Below are 23570 nucleotides of genomic sequence, written 5' to 3'. Positions count from 1 at the left end.
CTGGGCTTCTCATAATGTTTCCGAGCCTTCAGCGCCTTGAGGATGCCTTCGCGCTCCAGCATGCGCTTAAAGCGCCGTAACGCCTTCTCAAGCGATTCGTCTTCTCTGACTTCAACTCGTGGCATGATAACTCCAGACCAACATTATAGATACCCTCGCGATGAGTGTCAATCGCTCGCTAGAGGGAAGGCCAGCCGTAGGCGCCGAGGAGCGGCACGAAGATGCAGCTGCCGAGCGGCCTGCGGACGAGGCGATGCCCTTCCTTTTTGATATGCGTCAGGATCTGGCTTTCGGCCGGGCCGATCGGCAGCACGAGGCGTCCGCCGTCCTCGAGTTGCTCCACCAGCGGCGGCGGCACGTCCGGGGCTGCCGCCGTGACGATGATGGCATCGTACGGCGCGTGTTCCGGCCAGCCCAGCGAGCCATTGCCGGTTGTCAGATGCACATTCGCATACCCGAGGGCGGAAAGTCGCTGGCTGGCGGTGGCGAGCAATTCCGGCAGCCGCTCCACGGCGAAGACGTCCAAGGCCAATTCGGCGAGGATGGCGGTTTGATAGCCTGAGCCCGCGCCGATTTCCAGCACCCGCTCATGCCCGCGGATGCGCAGGGCTTCCGTCATCAGGGCCACGATATACGGCTGGCTGATGGTTTGCCCCGCCCCGATCGGCAGCGGGTGATCTTCATAGGCGTGCGCCTGCGCTTCAGGGGGGACAAAGTCATGGCGCGGAACCCGACGGAAGGCCGCGAGCACGCGCGCATCATGGATCCCGCGGGCCCGCAATTGCGCGTCGACCATCTGCGAGCGCTGCGCCTCAAACATGGCGCGTGAGGAGGAAACGGAGGATCAGCCACAGAAAGCGGATTCCATCGCGCAGCGGCCGGATGTAGCTGGCCTCGTCCTTGTAAATGCTGCGGATCGGCACCGAGATGATTTTCCAGCGCGCCGCGGCCGCGCCCAGCACAAGCTCGGTTTCGATGTCGAAACGCCGCGCGCGCAGCGGGATGCTCTCGAGCAGTTCCTTGCGGATGAAGCGAAACCCGCATTGGGAATCCGGGATGCGCTGCCGGATGGCGTGTGAGATGAGCGTGGACATCAGCTGATTCGTCCAGCGGCGGGATCGCGGCATCGCCACGCCATTGATCATCCGATTGCCGATCGTCATGCCGGCGTGCTGATGCTCGCCGGCCTCGATGAGCCGCGCGATTTCTGCCGGATCATGCTGCCCATCGCTATCCAGGGTGACCACGCCGTCAAACCCCGCGCGACGCGCGTGCTCAAATCCGGTGCGCAAGGCCGCCCCCTTGCCCTGGTTGCGCAAATGGCTGATGACGAACGCGCCCTCCTTGGAGGCGATCGCCGCCGTCTGGTCCAGCGAGCCGTCATCGACCACGACGACGTCCAGGCCGCCGCTCTTGATATTCCCCACCAGACGCCCGATCGTCTTCTCAGCCTGAAATGCCGGAATCACGGCACAGTACTTCCCTTTCATCGCGGCGAGGTCGATGGTCGAAATCCGTTATTCGCAATTCGCTGGAAGACGAGCCACTGGTCCGGCCAGCGCGAGAGGTAGGTCTCAAACACCCCCAGATAGGCGCGCGTCAGCAGACGAATGGCTTCGCGAGGAGGCATGTTCGCGCTGGGCCAGATCGGCGGTTCGACGTGCAGCCGAAACGCCCAGGGGGCCTCGCGAATCAAAAAAATCGGCACCAGCGGGGCTCCGCTTCTGAGGCTGAGCATCGGCGGCCCTTTGGGAATCATGGTGGCGGCTCCGAGCAATGGCGCTTGGAGGGAATGGCCGGTAAAGTCCCGATCGCCCAGCAGACCTAAGACCTCGCCCCGCCGCAAGACCGCCAGGCTCTCGCGCCAGGCGCCGGATGCGCCCAGCGGGATGACGCGCACCCCGCCGCGCGCCCGTAGCTGATTGAAGAGATGGTTGACGCGCGGATCGTCATGCGATAAGGCGACCGCGGTGATGGGAAACCCAAGACGGCGCACCGCGACACCGGCAAGCTCCCAATTGCCGGCATGCGCGGTGAGGGCAATGGCGCCCCGGCCCTTGGCGAGGGCTGCGCGCAGATGCTCGGCTCCGGAGACTTCGATCTGAAACGCGGCGCCGCGCTCAAGGGCGAAAAAGTCGACCAGGTAGCGCGCGAAGTTTCGGAAAATGCTCCGGGTCACGAGGGGAATGGCCGGGTTGGATGCGCCAAGGACGAGGGCCACATTCTGCTCAACCGCCTCTCGGTCGACCGCGGAGCACCGCCACTGGCCATCCGCCAGGCGATCCGCCATCCAGGAGGTGAGCGCTGGAGGACACCATCGGCTGATCCAGCGGAGCAGACAATAGCCGGCGTATCGGCGCGTCATTGTTCCATGAGCAATTGGGCGGTGTCACGCGCGGCCTGCGGGTGGGCCAATTCGGCGCACCGCCGTCGAATGGCCGCCATCTGCTCCGGTTCATCCAGCAGATCCCGCACGGTCTGACGGACGGTCTCGTAGGAGCCGGCCCAGACGGCGGCCCCCTGAGAGACCAAGTATCGGGCGTTATAGGCTTCTTGCCCGGGGATGGGATCGAGGATGACGAGCGGCAGGCGTTTCGTCAGGGCTTCGGAGGTCGTCAACCCTCCCGGTTTGCTGACAAGCAGCGTGGCGATGTCCATGAGCCGAGGGACATCCGGCGTGTAGCTCAGCGCGACCACCCGATGCCGGAATCGCTGCGTCTTGGTCCAGACCAGCAGTTTGCCATTCAACCCGGTCAGCACGATGAATTGGCACGGATGCGGCAGCATGTCGAGATGCAGCAAGACGTCGCGCAGGCGGCCGAAGCCGCTGCTGCCCCCCATGATCAGAATGACGGGTTTGCCCAGCTCCACGCCGAATTGGCGGGCCGCGGCTGCGGGGTCATGGGGCTGAAGGAACCCCGGATCAATGGGGATGCCGAGCACCTTGACGCGCGAGGCCTCGATGCCGCGCGCCACGAAGCGTTGCTTCACCTGTTCCGACGGCACGACGTAGTAATCCACCGCGTCGTGGAACCAATAGAGATGCGGGGCGTAATCCGTCAGCACGCCGATCAGCGGCAGGCGCAGACGGCGCCGCTTTTTGAAATCTGCGACGACACCGCACGGGTAGGCTTGCGTGCAGGCAATGGCATCGGGGCGGACGGAGTCCAGCGTCTGCTCGAGCTTCACCGCATGATAGCGATGCAACAGCGCTCGGAACAGTTTCACCTGCCGGTGCACGGCGGGATTGTCATACAAATACTCCCACACATCCGGTTGGTGTCGAATGAGCGAAATATACAAACGCTGAATCGCCCAGCGAGTGACGGGACTGGCGTAGTGGAAGGCATCCACGTGGGCGATCGATGCGGAAGGATCAAGCTCGTGCAGGCTGCGCGCGATCGCCAGGCTGGCTCGGTGATGGCCCGAGCTGTTGGTGATATGCATCAACAAGACCCGTCGGCCGGCCATCGGAGCCCCGCTCGTCCCTAATCCTCCATCTTCAGCACTCGGCCGATTCGCCTGACGGCGTCTTGCAGCCGCGGGACCGGTGCGACGAGCGCGAAACGGACATACCCTTCGCCGTATTCCCCGAAGCCGCTGCCGGGGGCCACGACCACCCCGGCCTCCTGCACCAACAGGGTGGCGAATTCCAGCGAGGTCAGCGCGCTGAATTTCAGCGGGATCTTCGCCCAGACGTAAAACGTGCCCTTCGGCAGCGGCGCGTCCCACCCGACCTTCTGCAATCCGGGGACAAACGCGTTGCGCCGGCGCTCGTATTCCGCGATGGCCCGATGGACGTAGTCCTGAGGCCCTGACAACGCTTTGATCGCGGCCCACTGCACCGCGCGGAAAATGCCGAAGTCGATGTAGCTTTTCGTCTTGGCCAAGGAGGCCAGCACATCGGGGTTGCCGACCCCGAATCCTAACCGCATGCCGGGCAGGCTGTACGATTTGGACAGCGTGTGGAATTCCACCGCGACATCCCGCGCCCCGTCGACCTCCAAGAGGCTGGGGGCTCGCGCGCCGTCGAACACGAAATCCGAGTAGGCGAAATCATGCACGACCATGATGCGGTGCTGCCGCGCCCAGGCAATGACTTCCTTGAAAAATTTCAGATCCGCCACCGCCGTGGTGGGATTGTGCGGATAGCTGAGGAACAGCATCTTCGACTGCCGCAGCACGCTGCGTGGGATGCTGTGCACATCCGGGAGCCAATGCCCCTCAGCGTGGATCGGCAGATTGTAGAGAATCCCTCCCGCCATGACGACACCGTTGAAATGCACCGGGTAGGTCGGATTGGGCACGAGGGCGATATCATCGTGGTTCAGGAACGCGAGCGAGAGGTGTGAAATGCCCTCCTTGGAGCCCAGCAAGGGCAGCACGTCCGTGCGCGGATTCAGGGTGACGCGGAACTTGTTGTGGTACCACTCGGCGATGGTGTCATTCAGCGCGCGCTCCGCTTCGCCATCCTTTCGGGAATAGCGATGGTTCTCCGGATCGCGCACGCGGATCGCCAGCTCATCCAGGACGTGCTTCGGCGGCGGCAGGTCGGGATTGCCCATGCCGAGATCAATCACGTCAACACCTCGGGCCACAGCCTGCGCCTTCAGCTCATCGAGGATGGTAAACAGGTAGAGCGGCAACCGCTTCATCCGGTTCGCCTCATGAAAGATGCGCCGGTTATTGGACTGCACCTCTCGTTTCGTGCGCTCTCTCAATTGTTGCTGCACGCGCCGAATCGGCGTCATCCGTCGCACGGGCATCTTAGGCTCCTGCTCTTGCCGAAATGGCGTCAATGGCATGATACGAGCTGCGGACAAATGGGCCGGAGGTCACCCACGCGAACCCGCGTTGGTACGCCAACCGTTCATAGGCGCGGAACTGTTCCGGCGTGACATACTCCGCCACCGGCAGCGACTGCGCATCCGGGCGCAGATATTGCCCGATCGTCAGATGGGTCACGCCGGCGGCTCGCAGATCACCAAATGTGTGGAGCAGTTCCTCTGCCGTTTCCCCAAGCCCGACCATCAGGCTGGACTTGATCAGGCTCTTGGTGCCGAGTGATGCCGCGACTCCCAACACCTCCAGCGATCGCCAATACGAGGCCGAGGGCCGAACGACCGGCGACAACCGTTCAATGGTTTCGACGTTATGCGCGAAGACCTCAGGGCGCGCGTGATCCATGATCATCTGAATCAGCGGGTACCGAGCGTGAAAGTCCGGCACGAGTAGCTCAATCGTCGTGTTCGGATTACGCAGCCGCACCATCTTGACCACCTGAACGAAATGCCCGGCCCCTTCATCCGGCATGTCATCACGCGCCACCGATGTTATGACGACGTGCGACAAGTTCAGCCGGTGGACCGCGTCTGCCACCCGCTGCGGCTCATCGGCAGGCACGGCGTGTGGACGCCCATGCGAGACGGCGCAGAAATGACAACGGCGCGTGCACGTCTCCCCAAGGATCATGAACGTCAGCTGCCGCTGCGAATAGCATTCGCTGAGGTTCGGGCATAACGCGCTTTCGCAGACGGTGGTGAGCCCTAAGTCGCTCACGAGCGATCGGACGTCCCGAGCGACACCGTTCGGCGAAAATGATTGCTTCAACCAATCAGGATATTGCCGCATGTCCATCAGGTCACGCGCACGTTCACGGTTTTCAGCTTCTCGATGATGGCCTCGGTCATTTCTTTCGTGCCGACAGCGGTCGGATCATTGCGCTCTGGCTTCAGATCGTACGTCACGGCCGCGCCGTCTTTCAGCACCGCCGCCACGGCCGCATCGAGCCGCTGGGCCGCGTCGTGCTCGCCAAGATAGTCCAGCATCATCACGGCGGAGAGAATCATCGCCGCGGGGTTCACCTTGTTGAGCCCGGCGTATTTCGGGGCGCTCCCATGCACCGCCTCAAAGACCGCGATGCCCTCGCCGATGTTGGCCCCCGGGGCGACTCCCAGGCCGCCGACGAGTCCTGCGCACAAGTCGGAGAGGATGTCGCCATAGAGATTCGGCAAGACCAGCACGTCAAACTCATGCGGCCGCAGCACGAGCTGCATGCAGGTGGCGTCGACCAGCCGATCCTCGATGGTGAGGCGCCCTGCGTACCGTGGAGCCATCTTCCGCGCGGCCTGCATGAAGAGCCCATCGGTGAATTTCATGATGTTGGCCTTATGGATCGCGGTGACCTTCTTGCGGCCATGCGAGAGCGCATACTCGCAGGCGAAGGTGATGATGCGCTCCGAAGCGGTGGTGGAGATCGGCTTGATGCTAATTCCGGCATCCGGTTGGATGGGCTGCTTCGATTGCTCGGTGAGCTGGGCGATGAGCTGACGCGTGTAGGGCTCTCCTGCGGCGAACTCGATGCCGGCGTACAGATCCTCGGTATTTTCACGCACCAAGATGATGTTCACCTGCTGAAACGGGCTGCGCACGCCGGCGTAGGTCCGGCAGGGCCGCACGCAGGCAAAGAGATTCAATTGCTTGCGCAAGGCGACATTGACCGAGCGAAAGCCAGTGCCAATCGGTGTCGTGATCGGGCCCTTGAGCGCGAGCCGGTTGTCCTGAATCGACTTGAGGGTCTCCTCCGGCAGCGGGGTGTTGAACGCTTTGATGGCCTCCTCACCTGCCTGACGTTCATCCCAATGAACGGCGATGCCCGTGGCCTCCAGGCAGCGTCGAGCCGCCCAAGCGACCTCAGGACCGATGCCATCCCCCGGAATAAATGTGACGCGGTGCATCATCCGCGCTCTTTGCGCCAGGCGGACAGCCGTTCAAGCCCTTCGTCGATGTTCTTCATCGACGTCGCGAAGCTGAATCGGACATACCCTGGCGCGCCGAAGCCCTCGCCCGGCACGACGGCGACAAAGGCCTGCTCCAGCCATTCTGCGGCGGTGCGATCCGCCGATTGGCCAAGGCCGGAGACGTTGCACCACGCGTAAAAGGCTCCTCCGGGGACTGCGCAGCGCAGCGCAGGAATCCGATTGAGCCCTTGGACGATCCGATCCCGCCGCCGCTCAAACTCGGCGCGCATCTGTGCCAGCGGCTGCTGATCACCGGTGAGCGCTGCCAACGCGGCGTACTGGCTGATAGACGTGGGATTGGACGTCGAATGGCTCTGCAGATTGATCATGGCATCGGCCAGCGCTTGCGGAGCTACGGCCCAGCCGATCCGCCAACCGGTCATGCTATAGGTTTTTGACACGCCGCCAACGAGGATGATGTGATCGGCCAGCTCCGGAGCCACCGCGACGAGCGAGCGATGGATGGCGGGCGGATAGACCAGCTGGTCATAGATCTCATCGCTGATCACGATGAGGTTGCGCTCGCGCACGATGTTGGCGATGGCGCGCAGCCTGGCGTCGTCGATGACCGCCCCGGTCGGATTGCTGGGGCTGTTCAGGACGATCGCTTTCGTGGCCGGCGTGAGTGCTCCCGCCATCCGCTGGGGGTCAGGGAGAAATCCGTCACGCTCCGTCGTGGGCACGATGACGGGTGCGGCTCCGGCCAGCTCCACCATCGGCGGGTAGCTCACCCAATACGGAGAGAACACCACAACCTCATCGCCGGGCTGGCACAGGGCCTGAACGATGTTGTAGAGCGAATGCTTGGCTCCGCAGGAGACGACGGTTTGGGACGGGGCGTACCGCGTGTGATGCTGGCGGTTCAGCGTTTCGGCAATCGCGCTGCGCAACTCAGGGATCCCGGCGATGGGCGTATACCGGGTGTGATTGGCTTCAATCGCCTGAATGGCCGCGCGCTTGACGTGGTCAGGCGTAGGCCCATCCGGTTCCCCGGCGGTAAAATCCAGCACGGGTTTGCCGGCCTTGGCCAGCGCTTTGGCTTTTGCCGACAACGCGAGGGTGGGCGAGCTTTCAATGTGCGCAAGGCGTTCGGCGATCCGCCCTCGCCCGTCTACAAGCCCTTCTTTTTTCGAGTCCATAGGCCACGCAACCCCTCAAGAAATCCTTTCGGCTTCTCCGTCTCCTGCTCCGCGGGCGACGCGGGCGCTTGCCCTGCGGCAGGAGCTACCACTGCGGCAGCGCTGGTCTTCGGGGCAGGAGCCGTCTGGTGAAGGGCGGCGTCAAGGCTAAACGTCAAGACGGCTTCCTGGGCGCCGTCGCCCCGTCGGAAATTCAGCCGAGTGACTCTCGTGTAGCCTCCCTGGACATCGACGAACACCGGGGCGATATCGGCAAACAAATGCTTGACCAGCGTGCGGTTCTGCAGAATCCGAAAGGCGAGCCGCCGGGAATGCACGCTGCCCTCCTTGCCCCACGTGACCAGTCGATCCGCCAGGCGCTGCGCTTCCTTGGCCCTGGCGTAGGTGGTCTTCACTCGGCGGTGAATAATCAGCCCCTGCATCATCCCGTGGATCAGCGCCTCGCGCTGATCCGTCGGTTTGGAGAGCCGCTGGTTTCGCTTTCCGTGCCTCATGTTGAGCCTGTCATCATCCTTCTTGGGTGCTGGGCTGCTCAAGGCTCATCCCGAGCGTGAGCCCCATGCCTTTGAGGAGTTCTTCGATCTCCACGAGCGACTTTTTTCCGAAATTGCGGTACTTGAGCAGCTCCTGCGGCGATTTCTGCACGAGATCGCCGATGGTTTTGATGGTGGCTTCGCGCAGGCAATTCGCGGAGCGCACCGACAGCTCCAGCTCGGAAATCGGCGTCTTGAGCTTCTCTTGCAGCTCCTCATCCACCGGCGTTTGCACTTCCTCTTCCGGCTCTTCCGGAAGGCTGCCGAAGCTGACGAAGAGATCCAGATGCCGCTGCAGAATGTTCGAGGCATACAGCAGCGCATCCTTCGGGCTCATCGAGCCGTTCGTCCACACTTCCAAGAGTAGGCGATCGTAATCCGTGACCTGGCCGACGCGCGTGTCCTCAACGGAGAAATTCACCCGCGTCACCGGGGAGAAAAGCGCATCTACGGGGACGATGCCGATGGCCTGGCCTTCCTTCTTGTTTTTTTCGGCCGGGACATACCCGCGGCCGCGGCTGACTTCCAGCTCCATGCGGAATTTCCCCGCCTTGGTGAGCGTGCACAGATGGTGGTCGCGATTGATGATTTCCACCGTGTCGTCGGTTTCGATGTCGGCGGCCGTCACGGAACCCTTCTTGTCCTTCTCAATGACGATCGTTTTCGGCTGGCGCGAATGGGCCCGCAGGACCAACTGCTTGATGTTCAGGACAATCTGGGTCACATCCTCCTGGACGCCAGGGAGCGTGCTGAACTCATGCAGCACCCCGTCGAACTTGACGGAGGTGACCGCGGCCCCCTCGATGGACGAGAGGAGCACCCGGCGCAAGCTGTTGCCGATCGTCATCCCGTAGCCGCGCTCAAACGGCTCGGCGATGAACTTCGCGTACGTGTCGGTGAGCGTTTCCTCATCGCAGATCAGTTTCTTCGGCGTTGCAAAATCTCGCCATAACGTGCCCATGCAGACCCCTCCGGGTTATTTCGAATATAACTCGACGATCAACTGCTCCTGAATCGGCAACCCAATGTCGTCTTTCGACGGCGCGCGCACCACGATGCCCTTCAGCTGCCCGGCATCCACCTGCACCCACGGGGGGACCACGCGATCCTTGGTGCGCTCGAGATTCGCCTTCACGCGGACGACCTGGCCGGCGCGCGCGCCGATAATCTGCACCGTATCGCCGATGGCCACCAGCGAGGAGGGGATGTCCACCAGCTTGCCGTTGATCGACACCGCGCGATGGGACACGAGCGCTCGTCCCTCGCGCCGCGAGGCGGCGAAGCCCATGCGGTAGAGCACGTTGTCAAGCCGCCGCTCCAGCATCTCCAGCAGCATCTGCCCGGTGACGCCTTTGGTTTTCCGGGCGACCCCAAAGTACCGGCGGAACTGGCGCTCCAGCACCCCGTACATCCGCTTCACCTTCTGTTTCTCACGCAATTGGATGCCATAGTCGGAGAGTTTCACGCGAGCCTGCCCATGCTGGCCCGGAGGAAACGACCGTTTTTCCATCGGGCATTTCGGGGTTGAGCACTTGGTGCCCTTGAGGAACAATTTCATGCCTTCGCGCCGGCAGAGTCGGCAGGAGGGCCCGGTATATCTGGCCATTAGACGCGTCTCCGCTTGGGTGCGCGGCACCCGTTGTGCGGAATCGGCGTGACGTCTTTAATCGCCGTGATCGTCAGCCCGGCTTGGGAGAGGGCCCGAATCGCCGATTCGCGTCCCTGCCCCGGGCCTTTCACAAAGACCTCCACTTCCTTGAGCCCAAGCTCCAAGGCCTTCTTTGCCGCATTCATCGCCGCGATCTGAGCCGCATAGGGCGTGGATTTCCGCGATCCATGGTATCCGCTCGACCCAGCCGTGGCCCAGCAAATCGCGTTGCCGGAGACATCGGTGATGGTGATGATCGTATTGTTGAACGTGGCGAAAATGTGCGCGATGCCCTGCGCGGATTGCAGTTTCTTTTTCCCGCGCTTCGCGGCCGGCTTCGGTCCGGCTTTGCCCGCGGCCGCCGCGGCATTCGCCGCGTCGCCCGATGGCTCAGCCGGAACGGTTTTCTCTTCTTGCTCTTCAGGCATACGCCCTACGCCTCCTCTCACTCACTCACTCACTCACTCAATCACTGAATCGCTGCTCTCACGTTGCGGCCCGCGCGGTCGATGGAGCCGTCACCCGGGCTTTCTTTCGAACGCCGACGCGCGGTCGCGGGCCTTTACGGGAGCGCGCATTGGTGCGCGTCCGTTGGCCGCGCACCGGCAAACCCTTCTTATGCCGCGTGCCGCGATACGAGCCGATATCAATCAAGCGCTTGATGTGGGCCGCTACCTCGCGGCGCAGATCACCTTCCATCTTGCCTTGGGCGGACACCGCTTGGGCCAGCTTTGAGATCTCCTCATCCGTCAAATCCTTGGCGCGCTTCGTCGGATCAATGCCGGTGATCGCCACCACCTTGCGAGCCAGCGGGCGCCCGACGCCGTACAATGACATCAGCGACACCTCAATCGGCTTTTCCTTCGGAATATCGACCCCAAGTATTCTTGGCATTTTTCTCCTCAAACGACCTAACGGTGATTACACGGAGTAATCATTATTATCCTTGGCGCTGCTTGTGCTTCGGATTCGTGCAAATCACCCGGACGACGCGGGCCCGCCGGACAATCTTGCACTTGCTGCAAATTCTTCGAATCGATGCTCTGACCTTCATTACGACACCCGAAAGGTGATGCGTCCCCGAGTCAAATCATACGGAGAGAGCTCCAGTTTGACCTTATCTCCCGGCAGGATGCGAATGTAGTGCTTCCGCAATTTCCCGCCGAGGTGCGCTAACACGACGTGGCCTTCTTGGATTTCAACGCGAAACATGGTGTTCGGCAGCGCCTCAATCACGGTGCCTTCCACTTCGATCAGCTCTTCTTTTGGCATCAGGGCGAATTCACCGCTGTGAGGATTTCCGCGCCGCGCTCCGTGATGGCCACCGTATGCTCGAAGTGGGCCGCCCAGGAGCGGTCTTTCGTCACGGCGGTCCACCCATCCCGCAGGACTTCCACATCGAAGCCACCCATGGTCACCATAGGCTCGATCGCCAAGACCATGCCGATGTCCAGGCGCGGCCCCATATCCGGAGGCCCGAAGTTTGGAATCGGCGGGTCTTCATGCAGGGCGCGACCGATGCCGTGCCCCACGAAATCCCTCACGACGCCAAACCCTTGCTGCTCCACGACCTGCTGCACGGCATGAGAGATATCCGACACGCGCCGCCCGGCCTTGGCCAGGGCGATGCCCTCGGCGAGGGCGCGCCGGGTGGTCTCCATCAGCCGGCGCGCGTCAGCCGCCACGTCCCCAACGCCGACGGTAATCGCCGCATCCGCGTAGAACCCCTCAACCACGGCGCCCGCGTCAATGCTGACCACATCTCCGGCGCGGAGCGTTCGATCGCCGGGAATGCCATGGACGACTTCTTCATTGATCGACACGCAGACCGTCGCCGGAAACCCTCGATAGCCTAAAAACGCCGGGGCCGCATGATGCGCCTCCAAGAACCGCGCGGCTTCCGCATCCAAGCGCTTGGTTTTCAGACCCGGCGCGACCATGGCCGCAAGCCGCTGGAGCATTCCCGCGACAACCCGTCCTGCCGTTCGCATCTGCTCAATTTCTTGGGCGTTTTTGAGTTCGATCATCTCTGCCGCTGCCAGAAGCCCAGCGCTGCTGTCGAAACAGGTTCATCGCGCGCCGAAAGACCGTGTCAATATGCCCGCGGCCGTCCACGAGATGCAGCAGTCCACTGCGCCGGTAATACCGGAGCAGTGGGTTCGTGGCTGCCCGAACCACCGACAGGCGCTTGCGGATCGTCTGGATCTGGTCATCTTTGCGCGTCATCAGCGCCCCACCGCACCGATCGCACCGCCCGGGCCGCTTCGGCTTCATCGTGCGGACGTGGTAATTGGCCCCGCATCGGCTGCACACCCGCCGGCCAGAGAGGCGCTTGATGAGCAGCGCCTGCGGCGAGGTGAGATACACCGCGCCATCCAGCGGATGGCGGTGGCGCCGCAGCACCCGGTCAAGCCCCGCGGCTTGCCCCTGCGTGCGCGGAAACCCGTCCAGGACGAATCCCCCGCGAAGCACGGCCGGGCGAAGATGCGCGGCCATGACCCGAACCACCAACGCATCGGGGACCAGGCGCCCGTTGGCCACATGCGCCGCGACCCGTCGGCCCAGCGGAGTCTTTTGGGCGATTTCCTGGCGGAAAATTTCTCCGGTGGAGATGTGGCGGATGCCCAACCGGGCCTCACACAGCGATGCCAAAGAGCCTTTCCCAACACCTGGGGGGCCTAAAAAGACGAGTCGCACGTTGCGGCCCCTACGCGGTTCGGCCCTTCAGCCGGCCGGCTTTAAAGAACCCTTCATAGTGTCGCATGAGCAAGTGCGACTCGATTTGCTTCATCGTGTCGAGTGTGACGCCAACGACAATCAGCAAACTCGTCCCCCCGAAGAATCCCGCGACCCGCGGCGGGATCTTCATCAGCGCCATGATGACGTCCGGCAAGATCGCCACGGCCACGAGGTAGACGGCGGCGACAAAGGTCACGCGCGTGAGGACGCCATCGAGATAATCCACGGTCGGCTGTCCCGGGCGGATGCCGGGAATGAACGCGCCGACTTTTTTCATTTGCTCGGACGCCTCAAGAAACTGATGCGCGGTGAGCGCCGTGCTGAAATAGGTGAAAAAGACGATCAAGCCTGCGTAACACACATTAAAAAAGAGCGACGTCCGCGAAAACCAGTTCGTCAAGCCCTGCAGGTGCGGCACAAACCCGGCAATCTGAATGGGAAAGTACAGCAGCGACACCGCAAAGATGATCGGCAAGACCCCGCCGCTGTTGACCTTCAGCGGCAAATAGGTGCTTTGCGCTTGGTACGACTGCCGCCCCATGATACGGCGGGCATATTGCACCGGGATCCGCCGCTGGCCTTGCTCGACCACAATTACGGCCACGACGATGCCGATCAAGAACGCCCCCATCGCGATCATCGCCAGCGGCTGCAGCGGCGATTGGCTGAACCCTTCCGGCCCGAGGCGAAGGAACATGTCGCGGATCGCCAGGGGAATGCGGCCGACGATGGAGCACGTCATCAGCAAGCTCATGCCGTTGCCGATGCCGCGCTCGGTGATCTGCTCAGCCAGCCACATGATCAGCGCCATCCCCCCCGTCATCGTCAGAATCGTCAGCAGCCGAAACCCCATCCCTGGGAAGAGGACGATCTGCGCCTGAAATTGCCCCGGGATCACTTTCTCCAGGAGCATGGCGTACATAAACGAGTTCACCACGGCGAGGAGGACGGTCGCGTATCGCGAGTATTGATGCAGTTTGCGGTAGCCGGTGATCCCTTCCTTGCGAAGTTTCTCTAGCTGGGGGATCGCCGTCGCGAGCAGCGTTTCCACGATGATCGTGGCACTGATGTACGGCATGATGCCCAGCGCGAAGATCGTCGCATGCGAGAGCGCGCCTCCGGTGAACATGTCCAGCAAATTGAGCAGCCCGCCGCCGCTGGCCTGGGCGATTTGATCGAAAATCCGCCCCAGCTCGCGTCCGTTGATCCCGGGGACGGGGATAAAAATGCCGACTTCATAGATGGCGATCATCGCCATCGTGAAGAGCAGCTTCTTCCGCAGCTCCGGGATGCTCCACGCATTGACGAGCGCTTTCAGTAGTCGCATCCGACGGTCACCAGGTTAGTTGTCAATGAGCTCGATCGTTCCGCCTGCAGCCTGCACCTTCGCCTTCGCCGAAGCGCTCGCCCGGTGCACGGCGATGGCCACGCGTTTCTCAAGCTTCCCATCGCCCAGCAGCACGACCCGGCGGCCGAGATGCCCGATCAACCCCAGTTCTCGCAATCGGTTCGGTGTGAGCCGCTCGCCTTCAGGAGCGCGGTTGAGCTGCTCCACATTCAGGATCTCCGGCGGCAGCGGCCGCCCGGTGGCTTTTTGCTTAAAGCCGCGCTTCGGCAGCCGGCGGATGAGCGGGTTCCTTCCCCCTTCAAACCCTGGACGTTTGCGCGAGCCGGTGCGGGATCGCTGGCCTTTTTGCCCCCGGGTGGAGGTCTTGCCGTGGCCGGAACCGATGCCTCGCCCCACGCGCTTTCTGCGGTGCCGCGCGCCTCGGATTGACGGTATCGTCGTAACGTCCATGGTTCCTTGTGTTATTCTGTGACTTCCAACACCAAGCGGCGACGCTCGCGGATGTGATCAGGGTGCTCCAGCCGGCCGAGCCCTTCCAGCGTGGCTTTCACCAAGTTTAACGGCGTGTTGGAGCCCAAACTTTTCGTGAGAATATCGCGGATGCCGGCCGCCTCGCAGACCGCGCGCACCGGGCCTCCCGCGATGATGCCAGTCCCAGGACTTGCGGGCCTGAGCAAGACCCTGGAGGCGTCCGATTTTCCAATAACCTCGTGGGGAATCGTGGTGTCCCTCAGCGGCACGGTCATCATGCTGCGGGCGGCAATCAGAAACCCTTTGCGAATCGCATCGGCCGCCTCATTGGCTTTGCCCAGCGCCATCCCCACGCGGCCCTTGCCGTCGCCGACGATCGCGAGCGCGTTGAAGGCGAGGCGCTTGCCCCCCTTATGCACTTTCGCGACTCGGTTGACGCTGATCAGCTTTTCCATCAGCTGATGGCCCTCTCTCGGTGCGCGACCTTCTTGGCCACCAGCGCGTTGCGGAGCTCGTGCCATTAGACGGCTAATCCTCCTGAGCGGACGGCATCAGCCAGGGCCTTCACGCGCCCGTGGAACAGATAGCCGCCGCGATCAAACGCCACCCGGGTAATGCCCTGTTTGGTTGCATCCTGCGCGATCAGCGCGCCGAGCCCCTTCGCCGCCTCGACGGTGCTGCCGCGGTTTAGCGCCTTCAGCCGCGCATCTTTCGTCGACCAGCCGTGCAGCGTCTTGCCAGCCATGTCATCGATGAGCTGCGCATAGAGATGCTGATGGCTTCGAAAGACGGCCAGCCGTGGCCGCGCCGGCAGGCCGACCACTTTTTTGCGCAACCGGAGATGCCGAGCGCGCCGTCCCAAGACTCGTTGTGCTGTTTTTCCCATCGCGTACTCACCCTGCTTTGGCCCCGGATCCGGTCGCCGCTTTGCCGGCTTTTCGTCGGATGATTTCGCCGGCGTACTTAATGCCCTTGCCCTTATACGGTTCGGGAGGATACACCCGCCTGACGTCGGCCGCAAACTGCCCTACCTGCTGCCGATCAGCGCCCTTGATGATCACCGAGGTCGGTTTCGGCACTTCGACCGTCACGCCCGCAGGAATATCCACGAGGACCGGATGGGAGAACCCCACCGTCAGCGAAAGCTGCTTGCCAGCGAGCTGCGCGCGGAAGCCGACGCCGACAATTTCCAGCTCCTTCAAAAATCCGCTCGAGGCGCCCTGGACCATGTTATTGATGAGCGCGCGATAGAGTCCATGGGTCTTGCTGCTCTCCGGCGTGGCACTCGCCACCGCCACGCGCAGATGCTGGCCCTCCTGCGTGATCTTCAGCGAGGGCGGCACGGCCAGCGACAGCTTGCCCTTGGGCCCCTCGACATGCAGCTGCCCGCCCTCCTGTTTGGTGTTGACTCCCGTGGGAATCGCAATGGGAATGCGGCCAATTCTTGACATGTCACGGCTCACCACACATAACAGACGATTTCGCCGCCGAGCTTCTGCTGATAGGCCTCTCGCTCGGTCATCAAACCCCTAGAGGTCGACACCACCACGGCGCCCAAACCGCCCAGCACACGGGGCAGCTCGGGGTAGCGGCGGTAAATTCTCACCCCGGGCCGTGAGATGCGGATCAATTGGGTGATCGCCGGTGTGCGCTTGGCGTGCTTGAGATACACACGAAGCGCTCGCTGCGGCGGCGTGTCGCCAATGGCCTTGTAGGTTCGGATAAACCCTTCTCGCTTGAGCACCTCGAGGATTTGCGCCATGAATTTCGAGGCCCGCACCTCGACCGTCTCATGCCGCGCTCGTGAGGCGTTGCGGAGTTTCGTCAACCCATCGGCAATCGGATCAGCAGCAGCCATCAGTTCACCAGCTCGCTTTCACGAGGCCTGGAATTTCTCCCCGCCAGGCCATCTCGCGGAAACACATCCGGCAGAGCCCGAACCGGCGGTAATACGCTCGGCGGCGCCCGCAGCGGCTGCACCGGTTGACGGCGCGAACCGGAAATTTCGGTCCGCGTTTGACCCGCTCAAGCCACGCTTTTTTTGCCATCAATTCTCCTGCTTCTGGGCGAACGGAAAGCCGAAATGCTTCAGCAAGCTGTAGGCTTCGTCCCGCGACGTGGCCGTGGTCACCACCGTGATATCCATGCCGAGCGACTGCGGCGACTTATCCACCTGGATTTCCGGAAAGATCACGTGCTCCTTGACCCCAAACGTGTAGTTGCCGTGCTGGTCAAACCCCTTGGGATTCAGCCCGCGGAAGTCGCGGATCCGCGGCAGGGCCACGTGGACCAGCCGGTCCAAAAACTCGTACATTCGAGCGCGGCGCAGGGTCACTTTGCATCCCACCGGGTCGGCTTCGCGGATCTTGAAGTTGGAAACCGCCTTCTTCGCCCGCGTGACCAAAGGTTTTTGCCCGGCGATGGCCCCTAAATCCCTCAGCGCGCTTTCCAGGATTTTCGCGTCATGGGCCGCTTCCCCGCAGCCCATGTTGACCACGATTTTCTGGAGTCGAGGCACGGCCATGATATTGTCGCGCTTGAATTGCTTCATCAACGCGGGCGCAATGTCATCGCGGTACCGCTCAAGCATTCGCGGGACATGCGGCATCACTGAATCACTTCCTTGCACCGGTGGCAGACGCGCTGCTTCATGCCGTCAGCGCCGACGCGGACGCCGATGCGTGATGGCTTGTTGCAGCGCTGACAGACGATTGCCAGGGCCGACAGCGGCAAGGGGGCCTCGCGCTCGATGATGCCGCCGGCGGGGTTCTGCTGGCTTTTCTGCTCAAAATGCTTCATGAGGTTGATCCGCTCAACCAGCGCCTCATCGGCTGAGCCAAACACGCGCAAGATCTTCCCGCGTTTGCCCTTGTCGCGCCCCCGAAGCACCGTGACCGTATCCCCTTTCCTGATGCGGGACATCACACCACCTCGGGAGCCAGTGAAATGATTTTCATGAATCGGCGCTCGCGCAACTCGCGCGCCACCGGGCCGAAGACGCGCGTGCCCTTGGGATTATTCTGATTGTCGATGAGGACCACCGCGTTGGTGTCGAACTTCAGCGTGGTGCCATCGTTGCGCCGAATCGGCGCTTTGGTCCGCACCAGCACGCAGCGAATGACCTCGCCCTTCTTCGCCAAGGCGTCCGGGTCGGCCTCGCGCACGTGGCCGGTGATCACATCGCCGATGGCCGCCTTCTTTTTATTGGCGCGCCCGATGACGCCGATCGCCCAGACTTTCTTGACGCCTGAGTTATCAGCGACCTCTAATTGCGAACGCACCATAATCATCGCGGTATTCCTTGAGCCGCAGACGGCGATGAAGATGGCTGCTGATCTGCGGTCATCTGCGGAGTCTTCGTGCGGTCATCCGCAGGTTCTTCTTCGCCGCCCGGCACCGCCGGAGCGGTTGATGCGCGCCGCACGATTTCCACGAGGCGCCATCGCTTATCTTTTGAGAGCGGGCGCGTTTCCATGATTTTGACCCAGTCGCCGATCGCCGCGCTATTGGTTTCGTCATGCGCCTTAAAGGTGCTCGATTGGCGGATGATCCGCTGGTACTTCGGGTGCTTCACCAGGCGGTTCACACGCACGACGATGGTTTTCTTCATCTTGTTGCTGACCACCGTGCCGATGCGGACTTTCCGGCTGGCACGGGATGCGGCGGCGGGCTCAGTCATTGGGCTCATGCGGGTGTCCGGGTTTCGCGCAACACGGTGAAGGCCCGGGCGATTTGCCGGCGCGTCATCGTAATCAGATGCGTTTGCTGCAAGGCGCCGGCCTTGGCTTTCAGCCGCTGCTGCCAGAGCTCCTGACGAAGCGCGTGCAGCTGTTGCTGAAGGTCAGGGGTCGACATCGCCCTCAGATCCTTGATCGTCTGCCGCGTCGGTGTGGCCATGTTATGCGTTCTTTCGGCTCACGAGACTGGTGCGAATCGGCAATTTGCAGGCAGCCAGCCGGAAGGTGGCCTTGGCCAACGGCTCAGGGATTCCGTCCACTTCAAACATGATCCGCCCGCGCTTGACGACGGCGACCCAATGATCCACCAGCCCCTTGCCGGCGCCCATCGGTTTTTCCTGGCCGTGCACGGTGCAGGGCTTATCCGGGAAGATGCGCAGCCATGATTTGCCGCCGCGGGCGAGCGAGCGGCTGATCGCCACGCGGCATGCCTCGATTTGCGCCGCCGTGACCCAGCCGTTCTCAAGCGCCTTGAGCCCGAACTCGCCGAAGGCCAGCGCGGTGCCCCCCTTGGCGACTCCGCGCCGCTTGCCGCGGAACGCCTTGCGATACTTGATCCGTTTTGGCAGTAAGAGTGACATGGCAGCGCCTACGTTGTGACCGGTGTCGAGGTGGCCGACGGTTCTGGCATCGCTGAGCGGGCGCGAAGTACCGGGCGCTTCTCGCGTTCCAGCGACACCAAATCTCCTCGGCAGATCCAGACTTTCGTGCCGATGCAGCCGGCCGTGGTATGCGCCGTCGAAACACCGAACTCAATGTTGGAGCGGAGCGTGCTGAGCGGCACCTTCCCGACCCGATAGACCTCCCGTCGGGTCATTTCGGCTCCGGCCAGCCGGCCGTCGCAGACGACCTTAATCCCCTTGCAATCCTTGGAGTCCATCGCTTGCTGAATCGCGCGTTTCATCGCCCGGCGGAACGCGATCCGCTTTTCCAGCTGAAAGGCCAGCGAGTCCGCCACGAGCTGCGCATCGATGGCGGGATTCGTGATCTCCACGTATTTGATGTCAAGCTGCTGTCCCGTGCCGATGATCTGCTGCACGAGGGTTTTGATCCGTTCGATGCTTTCACCGCGGCGGCCGATCAGAATCCCGGGCCGCGCCGTATGGATGGTGATGCGCACCCGTTCCGCGGAGCGCTCGATGATCACCCGGGAGACGGCGGCGGACGCCAGCTCTTTTTGGAGCAGCTCGCGAATCTTCCGGTCCTCCCCCAGCTGCTGCCGGAATTGCTTCTTATCCGGCGAAAACCACTTCGAGTTCCAGCCGCGCGAAATGCTCAAGCGCAAACACTGCGGATTGACTTTATGTCCCATGCGTCCCCTGTCTGCTATCGGCTATGTGCTATCTGCTGGATCATGATTTTCTATCAAGCTCAACCGTCAGATGCGTCGTTCGCTTCAGCACGCGTGCCGCGCGCCCAAACGCGGCTGCGCGGAAGCGCTTCCATCGCGGCCCTTCGTTCGCCACGGCCTTGGTGATGACGACGTGCTCTGGCTGCAATTCCGGGTTGCGCGCCCGGGCATTGGCAAACGCCGAGGCCACCAGTTTGGCGATGGGTCCTGCGGCGCGCCGATTGGCGGTCGACAGCAGGGCGAGCGCTTCCGCCACCGTCCGTTGCCGCAGCGGCACCATGACGTAGCCGGCCTTGCGCGGCGTCATTCTGACGTATTTCGCAACGGCTCGTGCAATCATGGATGTGTTCTCTTACTTCTTCTCGGCGGCCGCGGCGGCTGGGGCGGCGATGGACGTGGTGGCGGTAGTGCCAACCGGACCGGCGACCGCCTTCTTCACGCCGCCATGCTTCTTAAAAATTCTCGTGGGCGCGAACTCTCCGAGCTTGTGCCCCACCATGTTTTCCGTCACGAACACCGGCGTAAACGCGCGGCCATTGTGCACCATAAAGTTCAGCCCGAGAAAGTCGGGTGTGACTGTTGAGCGGCGCGACCACGTCTTGATCGGCTTGCGGTCTCGGGTCTGCTGTGCGACCTGGATTTTTCGCAGCAGCGGCTCATCGACAAAGGCCCCCTTCTTAGCTGAGCGTCCCATGTGTATGTATCCGTGTTATGTTCTTCTGGTGACAATCACGCGCGCCGAATACTTGTTCCGGTTGCGGGTCTTGCGCCCCTTCGTGTGCCAGCCCCACGGCGACACCGGATGCGGGTTGCCCTGGCCGGACTTGCCTTCGCCGCCGCCATGGGGATGGTCGATCGGATTCATGGCAATCCCGCGGACATGCGGCCTGCGCCCGAGCCATCGGGAACGTCCGGCCTTGCCGAGGACGAACGACTTGTGGTCGGCGTTGCCGACTTGCCCGATGGTCGCCCAGCACTCCTGATGCACGAGCCGGACTTCTCCTGAGGGCAATTTCACATGCGCCAGCTCGCCCTCTTTGGCTTGGATCGTTGCCGCCGAGCCGGCCGAGCGGACAATCTGGCCGCCATGCCGCTGCTGCAGCTCGATGTTGTGGATCATTTGTCCTGGCGGAATCCGCGAGAGCGGCAGCGCGTTGCCCACTTTGACGTCCGCGTCATCGCCGGCCATGATCGTCTCGCCGACCGCCAACCCATCCGGCCACAGAATGTAGCGCCGCTCCTTATCCTCATACTCGATGAGCGCGATGCGCGCGCTGCGGTTCGGGTCGTACTCCACCGTCAGCACCTTGGCCGGCATGCCGGCTTTATCCCGCCGGTAAAAGTCGATGCGGCGGTACATCTGCTTATGGCCCCCGCCCATAAAACGGCTCGTGATATGGCCATGGTTGTTGCGGCCGCCGGTCTTTCGCATGGGCTCCAAGAGCGGCTTATACGGCGTATCCGTCGTCAGCTCGGCGAAGTCCGAGGTGACCTGAAACCGCATCGTCGACGTGGTTGGTTTATGTGTTTTAATGCCCATTATGTTTTCACTTCAATTTTTTGGCCCTTGCCCACGGTCACGATTGCGCGCTTCCAGTCCGGCCGGCGGCCGGCGCGGGTGGAGAGCCGGCGCCACTTGCCATGTCCGATATGCGTATTGACCTGTTGAACCTTCACCTGAAAGAGCGCTTCGACGGCTCGGCGGATTTCTACCTTGTTCGCGCTCACGGCCACGTTCAACAAATATTGATCGTCTTTTGCGAGCCGCGTGCCCTTCTCTGTCTGCAGGACGCGCTTGATGATCTCAGTTGGCGCTATGGTCATGGGTGACTCGCTGCTCCAGGCGATCAAAAGCGGCCTTCGTCATGAGCACTTTGTGGGCGTTGAGCACGTCAAACGCATTCAGGGCTGCCGCGGAAGCGAGCTCAAAGACCCGAAGGTTGCGAAGCGATTTGACGAGCGCTTCAGTCGCCTCATGCAGGACGATCACCGATCGCCGCGGCGCTTGAAACGTTTTGGCAAGCGTGGCGAACGTCTTGGTCTTCGGGGTCTCGGCGCTCAGGCGGTCGATCACCACCAATTCCTGATCGCGCAGCTTGCCTTTCAGGCTCTCCAAGAGCGCTTGCCGGCGCATGGCTTGCGGCAGCCGGTAATGCGCATTCCGCGGCCGGGGGCCGAAGACCGAGCCGCCGTGGCGCCACAGGGGCGACCGTGTGGATCCGGCGCGCGCGCGGCCGGTGTGCTTTTGTTTCCACGGTTTTTTGCCGCCGCCGGAGACATCGCTGCGCGTCTTCGTCGAGGCCAAGCCGAACCGCTGGTTTGTGCGATACATCGCGATCGCCTGCGAGAGCAGCGCGAGGTTGACCTTGCCGTCCCAGAGGTCTGGGTTGAGGTCGAGTTGGCCGATTTCCTTGCCATGCATGTCAAAGAGGGAGAGGTTCATGCGGCTGGCTTCGTCGGCAGCTTTTTCTTGGCTGCCTTGGCGGTTTTGCTGAGATTCTCGTCATCCTCATCGACGATGTTGAGGATCGCCTGCGGTTTTCTCATCGCGCCGGGCCGTTTGATGGATTTCGTGACGGCAATCAGCTCATTGTCGGCACCCGGGACAGACCCTTCCAGCAGCAGGACGTTCTTTTCCGGGTAGATCCCGACGATTCGGACATGCTGGATCGTGGTGCGCCGATCGCCCATGTGGCCGGGGAGGTGGTGGCCGCGGAACACGCGGCCTGGGGTGGTGGTGGAGCCGATGGAACCAGGCGCTCGATGGGACATCGACCCATGCGTTTCTCCGCCGCCATGCCATCCCCAGCGCTTCATCCCGCCCTGGAATCCTTTGCCGATGGAGATCCCTGAGATGTCCACCAGCTCATACTCCTGAAAGAGGTCGACGGTCAGCTGCTGGCCGGCTTTGAGCTCCTGCTCGCCGTTGCTCTGTGCTGCGGGCAGGCGAAGCTCCCGCGTATAGCGGAATGGCGCGAGGCGCAGTTTCTTGAATTGGCCGGCCGCCGGTTTCGTGAGTTTCGTCTCCGCGATCGGCTCAAAGCCCAACTGCACTGCGCCGTAGCCGTGCTTGCCGGGTTCGCGGAGCTGCAGAATCGTGCACGGTCCGGCCTGGATCGCGGTCACCGCCATTCTGCGGCCATGCTCGTCGTAGGTGTGCGTCATGCCGAGTTTTTTGCCGAGTAAACCAATCATCATTGACCCTATTTTACTTCCACATACACGCCGGAGGGCAGGTTCAATTTTCGCAGCGCATCAATCGTTTTCGATGTCGGCTCAAGAATATCAATCAGTCGCTTATGCGTCACGAGCTGGAACTGCTCTCGGGATTTCTTGTCAATAAAGGGCGACCGCAGCACGGTGTAGAGCTCGCGTTTCGACGGCAGCGGCACGGGCCCGGAAATCTTGGCTCCGGTTCGCTCCACCGTCTCAATGATCTCTCTGGTGGAGAGATCAAGCACGCGGTGGTCGTAGGCCTTCAATTTAACTCGAATTCTCGGAGCTGGTTGTGCCATTGGTTATTTCACGATCTCCGTAATCACCCCGGCCCCCACGGTCTTGCCGCCTTCGCGAATCGCGAAGCGCTGCTCTTTCTCCATCGCCACGGGCTGGATGAGCTCCACCGTCACCGTGATGTTATCCCCCGGCATGACCATCTCAGTGCCGGCAGGCAAGGTGACGTTGCCGGTGACGTCGGTCGTGCGGAAGTAGAACTGCGGCCGGTAGCCTTGGACAAAGGCCGTGTGCCGCCCGCCCTCTTCCTTGGTCAGGCAGTAGACTTCGGCGTGAAAGGTGGTGTGCGGG

40 protein-coding genes are annotated in these 23570 nt (G+C 62.3%); all 40 read right to left on the bottom strand.

The window, feature by feature from the left end; all coding sequences use genetic code 11:
- On the bottom strand, window positions 1-125 hold a 125-nt coding region (gene rpsU, locus HY737_08020), incomplete at its 3' end, for a 30S ribosomal protein S21 (protein MBI4598327.1).
- A gap of 53 nt (window positions 126-178) precedes the next feature.
- Window positions 179-820 (bottom strand): protein-L-isoaspartate(D-aspartate) O-methyltransferase, encoded by a 642-nt coding sequence (locus HY737_08015; GenBank protein ID MBI4598326.1) that lies wholly within the window; start codon window positions 818-820, stop codon window positions 179-181.
- Window positions 813-1490, bottom strand: a complete 678-nt coding sequence (locus tag HY737_08010; protein ID MBI4598325.1) for a glycosyltransferase family 2 protein — start codon at window positions 1488-1490, stop codon at window positions 813-815. The genes HY737_08015 and HY737_08010 overlap by 8 nt, the downstream gene beginning before the upstream one ends.
- Window positions 1487-2365, bottom strand: coding sequence for a lysophospholipid acyltransferase family protein (locus tag HY737_08005; protein ID MBI4598324.1), 879 nt, complete (start codon window positions 2363-2365; stop codon window positions 1487-1489). Before HY737_08005 ends, HY737_08010 begins: the two co-directional genes overlap by 4 nt.
- Window positions 2362-3471, bottom strand: a complete 1110-nt coding sequence (locus HY737_08000) for a hypothetical protein (GenBank protein MBI4598323.1) — start codon at window positions 3469-3471, stop codon at window positions 2362-2364. Before HY737_08000 ends, HY737_08005 begins: the two co-directional genes overlap by 4 nt.
- A gap of 17 nt (window positions 3472-3488) precedes the next feature.
- The gene (locus HY737_07995; GenBank protein MBI4598322.1) at window positions 3489-4766 is read right to left on the bottom strand and encodes an aminotransferase class I/II-fold pyridoxal phosphate-dependent enzyme; all 1278 of its coding nucleotides are present in this window, start codon (window positions 4764-4766) and stop codon (window positions 3489-3491) included.
- Window position 4767: 1 nt separating this feature from the next.
- Window positions 4768-5637, bottom strand: a complete 870-nt coding sequence (gene lipA / locus HY737_07990) for a lipoyl synthase (protein ID MBI4598321.1) — start codon at window positions 5635-5637, stop codon at window positions 4768-4770.
- A complete protein-coding gene (locus HY737_07985; protein MBI4598320.1) occupies window positions 5637-6740 on the bottom strand; it encodes an isocitrate/isopropylmalate dehydrogenase family protein in 1104 nt (367 codons plus the stop codon). Before HY737_07985 ends, lipA begins: the two co-directional genes overlap by 1 nt.
- Entirely contained in the window at window positions 6737-7939 is a 1203-nt protein-coding gene (locus HY737_07980; protein ID MBI4598319.1) for a pyridoxal phosphate-dependent aminotransferase, read from the bottom strand. The genes HY737_07985 and HY737_07980 overlap by 4 nt, the downstream gene beginning before the upstream one ends.
- Entirely contained in the window at window positions 7912-8433 is a 522-nt protein-coding gene (rplQ, locus tag HY737_07975) for a 50S ribosomal protein L17 (GenBank protein ID MBI4598318.1), read from the bottom strand. The genes HY737_07980 and rplQ overlap by 28 nt, the downstream gene beginning before the upstream one ends.
- A 13-nt stretch (window positions 8434-8446) precedes the next feature.
- Window positions 8447-9433 (bottom strand): DNA-directed RNA polymerase subunit alpha, encoded by a 987-nt coding sequence (locus HY737_07970; protein ID MBI4598317.1) that lies wholly within the window; start codon window positions 9431-9433, stop codon window positions 8447-8449.
- A gap of 15 nt (window positions 9434-9448) precedes the next feature.
- Window positions 9449-10078: a 30S ribosomal protein S4 gene (gene rpsD, locus HY737_07965; GenBank protein MBI4598316.1), complete on the bottom strand. Its 630-nt coding sequence runs from the start codon at window positions 10076-10078 to the stop codon at window positions 9449-9451.
- Complete coding sequence (gene rpsK, locus HY737_07960) at window positions 10078-10548, bottom strand: 30S ribosomal protein S11 (GenBank protein ID MBI4598315.1); 471 nt, start codon at window positions 10546-10548, stop codon at window positions 10078-10080. The genes rpsD and rpsK overlap by 1 nt, the downstream gene beginning before the upstream one ends.
- 58 nt (window positions 10549-10606) lie before the next feature.
- Window positions 10607-11014, bottom strand: a complete 408-nt coding sequence (gene rpsM, locus HY737_07955) for a 30S ribosomal protein S13 (GenBank protein MBI4598314.1) — start codon at window positions 11012-11014, stop codon at window positions 10607-10609.
- 46 nt (window positions 11015-11060) lie between these two features.
- Window positions 11061-11174: a 50S ribosomal protein L36 gene (rpmJ, locus tag HY737_07950; protein MBI4598313.1), complete on the bottom strand. Its 114-nt coding sequence runs from the start codon at window positions 11172-11174 to the stop codon at window positions 11061-11063.
- Window positions 11174-11392, bottom strand: a complete 219-nt coding sequence (infA, locus tag HY737_07945; GenBank protein ID MBI4598312.1) for a translation initiation factor IF-1 — start codon at window positions 11390-11392, stop codon at window positions 11174-11176. Before infA ends, rpmJ begins: the two co-directional genes overlap by 1 nt.
- A complete protein-coding gene (map, locus tag HY737_07940; protein MBI4598311.1) occupies window positions 11392-12147 on the bottom strand; it encodes a type I methionyl aminopeptidase in 756 nt (251 codons plus the stop codon). The genes infA and map overlap by 1 nt, the downstream gene beginning before the upstream one ends.
- Window positions 12116-12817 carry a nucleoside monophosphate kinase gene (locus HY737_07935; protein ID MBI4598310.1) on the bottom strand — a complete coding sequence of 234 codons (702 nt, stop codon included), beginning with the start codon at window positions 12815-12817 and terminating at the stop codon, window positions 12116-12118. The genes map and HY737_07935 overlap by 32 nt, the downstream gene beginning before the upstream one ends.
- A 10-nt stretch (window positions 12818-12827) precedes the next feature.
- Window positions 12828-14186, bottom strand: coding sequence for a preprotein translocase subunit SecY (secY, locus tag HY737_07930; protein MBI4598309.1), 1359 nt, complete (start codon window positions 14184-14186; stop codon window positions 12828-12830).
- 15 nt (window positions 14187-14201) lie between these two features.
- A complete protein-coding gene (gene rplO / locus HY737_07925; GenBank protein MBI4598308.1) occupies window positions 14202-14657 on the bottom strand; it encodes a 50S ribosomal protein L15 in 456 nt (151 codons plus the stop codon).
- A gap of 11 nt (window positions 14658-14668) precedes the next feature.
- Window positions 14669-15199 carry a 30S ribosomal protein S5 gene (gene rpsE, locus HY737_07920; GenBank protein MBI4598307.1) on the bottom strand — a complete coding sequence of 177 codons (531 nt, stop codon included), beginning with the start codon at window positions 15197-15199 and terminating at the stop codon, window positions 14669-14671.
- Window positions 15199-15564, bottom strand: a complete 366-nt coding sequence (locus HY737_07915; GenBank protein MBI4598306.1) for a 50S ribosomal protein L18 — start codon at window positions 15562-15564, stop codon at window positions 15199-15201. Before HY737_07915 ends, rpsE begins: the two co-directional genes overlap by 1 nt.
- Before the next feature lie 7 nt (window positions 15565-15571).
- A complete protein-coding gene (gene rplF / locus HY737_07910; GenBank protein MBI4598305.1) occupies window positions 15572-16129 on the bottom strand; it encodes a 50S ribosomal protein L6 in 558 nt (185 codons plus the stop codon).
- 8 nt (window positions 16130-16137) lie between these two features.
- Window positions 16138-16536, bottom strand: coding sequence for a 30S ribosomal protein S8 (rpsH, locus tag HY737_07905; protein MBI4598304.1), 399 nt, complete (start codon window positions 16534-16536; stop codon window positions 16138-16140).
- A gap of 4 nt (window positions 16537-16540) precedes the next feature.
- Complete coding sequence (locus HY737_07900) at window positions 16541-16726, bottom strand: type Z 30S ribosomal protein S14 (GenBank protein MBI4598303.1); 186 nt, start codon at window positions 16724-16726, stop codon at window positions 16541-16543.
- On the bottom strand, window positions 16726-17286 hold the full coding sequence (rplE, locus tag HY737_07895; GenBank protein MBI4598302.1) for a 50S ribosomal protein L5: 561 nt from the start codon (window positions 17284-17286) through the stop codon (window positions 16726-16728). The genes HY737_07900 and rplE overlap by 1 nt, the downstream gene beginning before the upstream one ends.
- Window positions 17286-17600 (bottom strand): 50S ribosomal protein L24, encoded by a 315-nt coding sequence (locus HY737_07890; protein ID MBI4598301.1) that lies wholly within the window; start codon window positions 17598-17600, stop codon window positions 17286-17288. The genes rplE and HY737_07890 overlap by 1 nt, the downstream gene beginning before the upstream one ends.
- Window positions 17600-17968 (bottom strand): 50S ribosomal protein L14, encoded by a 369-nt coding sequence (rplN, locus tag HY737_07885; GenBank protein ID MBI4598300.1) that lies wholly within the window; start codon window positions 17966-17968, stop codon window positions 17600-17602. Before rplN ends, HY737_07890 begins: the two co-directional genes overlap by 1 nt.
- A complete protein-coding gene (gene rpsQ, locus HY737_07880; GenBank protein ID MBI4598299.1) occupies window positions 17965-18357 on the bottom strand; it encodes a 30S ribosomal protein S17 in 393 nt (130 codons plus the stop codon). Before rpsQ ends, rplN begins: the two co-directional genes overlap by 4 nt.
- A gap of 5 nt (window positions 18358-18362) precedes the next feature.
- Entirely contained in the window at window positions 18363-18575 is a 213-nt protein-coding gene (gene rpmC / locus HY737_07875) for a 50S ribosomal protein L29 (protein ID MBI4598298.1), read from the bottom strand.
- Window position 18576: 1 nt separating this feature from the next.
- A complete protein-coding gene (gene rplP / locus HY737_07870; GenBank protein MBI4598297.1) occupies window positions 18577-18996 on the bottom strand; it encodes a 50S ribosomal protein L16 in 420 nt (139 codons plus the stop codon).
- An 8-nt stretch (window positions 18997-19004) separates the two neighbouring features.
- Window positions 19005-19727: a 30S ribosomal protein S3 gene (gene rpsC, locus HY737_07865; GenBank protein ID MBI4598296.1), complete on the bottom strand. Its 723-nt coding sequence runs from the start codon at window positions 19725-19727 to the stop codon at window positions 19005-19007.
- A gap of 40 nt (window positions 19728-19767) precedes the next feature.
- A complete protein-coding gene (gene rplV / locus HY737_07860; GenBank protein ID MBI4598295.1) occupies window positions 19768-20106 on the bottom strand; it encodes a 50S ribosomal protein L22 in 339 nt (112 codons plus the stop codon).
- Between the two features lie 12 nt (window positions 20107-20118).
- Entirely contained in the window at window positions 20119-20460 is a 342-nt protein-coding gene (rpsS, locus tag HY737_07855) for a 30S ribosomal protein S19 (protein ID MBI4598294.1), read from the bottom strand.
- 15 nt (window positions 20461-20475) lie between these two features.
- The gene (gene rplB, locus HY737_07850; protein ID MBI4598293.1) at window positions 20476-21306 is read right to left on the bottom strand and encodes a 50S ribosomal protein L2; all 831 of its coding nucleotides are present in this window, start codon (window positions 21304-21306) and stop codon (window positions 20476-20478) included.
- The gene (gene rplW / locus HY737_07845; GenBank protein MBI4598292.1) at window positions 21306-21590 is read right to left on the bottom strand and encodes a 50S ribosomal protein L23; all 285 of its coding nucleotides are present in this window, start codon (window positions 21588-21590) and stop codon (window positions 21306-21308) included. The genes rplB and rplW overlap by 1 nt, the downstream gene beginning before the upstream one ends.
- The gene (gene rplD / locus HY737_07840; GenBank protein ID MBI4598291.1) at window positions 21571-22209 is read right to left on the bottom strand and encodes a 50S ribosomal protein L4; all 639 of its coding nucleotides are present in this window, start codon (window positions 22207-22209) and stop codon (window positions 21571-21573) included. The genes rplW and rplD overlap by 20 nt, the downstream gene beginning before the upstream one ends.
- Complete coding sequence (gene rplC / locus HY737_07835; protein MBI4598290.1) at window positions 22206-22964, bottom strand: 50S ribosomal protein L3; 759 nt, start codon at window positions 22962-22964, stop codon at window positions 22206-22208. The genes rplD and rplC overlap by 4 nt, the downstream gene beginning before the upstream one ends.
- A gap of 5 nt (window positions 22965-22969) precedes the next feature.
- The gene (gene rpsJ / locus HY737_07830; protein ID MBI4598289.1) at window positions 22970-23281 is read right to left on the bottom strand and encodes a 30S ribosomal protein S10; all 312 of its coding nucleotides are present in this window, start codon (window positions 23279-23281) and stop codon (window positions 22970-22972) included.
- 3 nt (window positions 23282-23284) lie between these two features.
- On the bottom strand, window positions 23285-23570 hold a 286-nt coding region (gene tuf, locus HY737_07825), incomplete at its 5' end, for an elongation factor Tu (GenBank protein MBI4598288.1).

This window comes from Candidatus Omnitrophota bacterium (genome assembly GCA_016209275.1).
Classification (GTDB): domain Bacteria; phylum Omnitrophota; class Gorgyraeia; order Aquiviventales; family Aquiviventaceae; genus JACQWM01.
Note: the sequence above shows the minus strand (reverse complement) of the source record. Positions and strands in the feature narration are given on the sequence as shown.

What these genes read in the sequence shown, in the direction of transcription:
- HY737_08015 (MBI4598326.1), bottom strand. Translation starts at nt 820, where the DNA reads ATGTTTGAGGCGCAGCGCTCGCAGATGGTCGACGCGCAATTGCGGGCC.
- HY737_08010 (MBI4598325.1), bottom strand. Translation starts at nt 1,490, where the DNA reads ATGAAAGGGAAGTACTGTGCCGTGATTCCGGCATTTCAGGCTGAGAAG.
- HY737_08005 (MBI4598324.1), bottom strand. Translation starts at nt 2,365, where the DNA reads ATGACGCGCCGATACGCCGGCTATTGTCTGCTCCGCTGGATCAGCCGA.
- HY737_08000 (MBI4598323.1), bottom strand. Translation starts at nt 3,471, where the DNA reads ATGGCCGGCCGACGGGTCTTGTTGATGCATATCACCAACAGCTCGGGC.
- HY737_07995 (MBI4598322.1), bottom strand. Translation starts at nt 4,766, where the DNA reads ATGCCCGTGCGACGGATGACGCCGATTCGGCGCGTGCAGCAACAATTG.
- lipA (MBI4598321.1), bottom strand. Translation starts at nt 5,637, where the DNA reads ATGGACATGCGGCAATATCCTGATTGGTTGAAGCAATCATTTTCGCCG.
- HY737_07985 (MBI4598320.1), bottom strand. Translation starts at nt 6,740, where the DNA reads ATGATGCACCGCGTCACATTTATTCCGGGGGATGGCATCGGTCCTGAG.
- HY737_07980 (MBI4598319.1), bottom strand. Translation starts at nt 7,939, where the DNA reads ATGGACTCGAAAAAAGAAGGGCTTGTAGACGGGCGAGGGCGGATCGCC.
- rplQ (MBI4598318.1), bottom strand. Translation starts at nt 8,433, where the DNA reads ATGAGGCACGGAAAGCGAAACCAGCGGCTCTCCAAACCGACGGATCAG.
- HY737_07970 (MBI4598317.1), bottom strand. Translation starts at nt 9,433, where the DNA reads ATGGGCACGTTATGGCGAGATTTTGCAACGCCGAAGAAACTGATCTGC.
- rpsD (MBI4598316.1), bottom strand. Translation starts at nt 10,078, where the DNA reads ATGGCCAGATATACCGGGCCCTCCTGCCGACTCTGCCGGCGCGAAGGC.
- rpsK (MBI4598315.1), bottom strand. Translation starts at nt 10,548, where the DNA reads ATGCCTGAAGAGCAAGAAGAGAAAACCGTTCCGGCTGAGCCATCGGGC.
- rpsM (MBI4598314.1), bottom strand. Translation starts at nt 11,014, where the DNA reads ATGCCAAGAATACTTGGGGTCGATATTCCGAAGGAAAAGCCGATTGAG.
- rpmJ (MBI4598313.1), bottom strand. Translation starts at nt 11,174, where the DNA reads ATGAAGGTCAGAGCATCGATTCGAAGAATTTGCAGCAAGTGCAAGATT.
- infA (MBI4598312.1), bottom strand. Translation starts at nt 11,392, where the DNA reads ATGCCAAAAGAAGAGCTGATCGAAGTGGAAGGCACCGTGATTGAGGCG.
- map (MBI4598311.1), bottom strand. Translation starts at nt 12,147, where the DNA reads ATGATCGAACTCAAAAACGCCCAAGAAATTGAGCAGATGCGAACGGCA.
- secY (MBI4598309.1), bottom strand. Translation starts at nt 14,186, where the DNA reads ATGCGACTACTGAAAGCGCTCGTCAATGCGTGGAGCATCCCGGAGCTG.
- rplO (MBI4598308.1), bottom strand. Translation starts at nt 14,657, where the DNA reads ATGGACGTTACGACGATACCGTCAATCCGAGGCGCGCGGCACCGCAGA.
- rpsE (MBI4598307.1), bottom strand. Translation starts at nt 15,199, where the DNA reads ATGGCACGAGCTCCGCAACGCGCTGGTGGCCAAGAAGGTCGCGCACCG.
- HY737_07915 (MBI4598306.1), bottom strand. Translation starts at nt 15,564, where the DNA reads ATGGGAAAAACAGCACAACGAGTCTTGGGACGGCGCGCTCGGCATCTC.
- rplF (MBI4598305.1), bottom strand. Translation starts at nt 16,129, where the DNA reads ATGTCAAGAATTGGCCGCATTCCCATTGCGATTCCCACGGGAGTCAAC.
- rpsH (MBI4598304.1), bottom strand. Translation starts at nt 16,536, where the DNA reads ATGGCTGCTGCTGATCCGATTGCCGATGGGTTGACGAAACTCCGCAAC.
- HY737_07900 (MBI4598303.1), bottom strand. Translation starts at nt 16,726, where the DNA reads ATGGCAAAAAAAGCGTGGCTTGAGCGGGTCAAACGCGGACCGAAATTT.
- rplE (MBI4598302.1), bottom strand. Translation starts at nt 17,286, where the DNA reads ATGCCGCATGTCCCGCGAATGCTTGAGCGGTACCGCGATGACATTGCG.
- HY737_07890 (MBI4598301.1), bottom strand. Translation starts at nt 17,600, where the DNA reads ATGTCCCGCATCAGGAAAGGGGATACGGTCACGGTGCTTCGGGGGCGC.
- rplN (MBI4598300.1), bottom strand. Translation starts at nt 17,968, where the DNA reads ATGATTATGGTGCGTTCGCAATTAGAGGTCGCTGATAACTCAGGCGTC.
- rpsQ (MBI4598299.1), bottom strand. Translation starts at nt 18,357, where the DNA reads ATGACTGAGCCCGCCGCCGCATCCCGTGCCAGCCGGAAAGTCCGCATC.
- rpmC (MBI4598298.1), bottom strand. Translation starts at nt 18,575, where the DNA reads ATGGCCACACCGACGCGGCAGACGATCAAGGATCTGAGGGCGATGTCG.
- rplP (MBI4598297.1), bottom strand. Translation starts at nt 18,996, where the DNA reads ATGTCACTCTTACTGCCAAAACGGATCAAGTATCGCAAGGCGTTCCGC.
- rpsC (MBI4598296.1), bottom strand. Translation starts at nt 19,727, where the DNA reads ATGGGACATAAAGTCAATCCGCAGTGTTTGCGCTTGAGCATTTCGCGC.
- rplV (MBI4598295.1), bottom strand. Translation starts at nt 20,106, where the DNA reads ATGATTGCACGAGCCGTTGCGAAATACGTCAGAATGACGCCGCGCAAG.
- rpsS (MBI4598294.1), bottom strand. Translation starts at nt 20,460, where the DNA reads ATGGGACGCTCAGCTAAGAAGGGGGCCTTTGTCGATGAGCCGCTGCTG.
- rplB (MBI4598293.1), bottom strand. Translation starts at nt 21,306, where the DNA reads ATGGGCATTAAAACACATAAACCAACCACGTCGACGATGCGGTTTCAG.
- rplW (MBI4598292.1), bottom strand. Translation starts at nt 21,590, where the DNA reads ATGACCATAGCGCCAACTGAGATCATCAAGCGCGTCCTGCAGACAGAG.
- rplD (MBI4598291.1), bottom strand. Translation starts at nt 22,209, where the DNA reads ATGAACCTCTCCCTCTTTGACATGCATGGCAAGGAAATCGGCCAACTC.
- rplC (MBI4598290.1), bottom strand. Translation starts at nt 22,964, where the DNA reads ATGATGATTGGTTTACTCGGCAAAAAACTCGGCATGACGCACACCTAC.
- rpsJ (MBI4598289.1), bottom strand. Translation starts at nt 23,281, where the DNA reads ATGGCACAACCAGCTCCGAGAATTCGAGTTAAATTGAAGGCCTACGAC.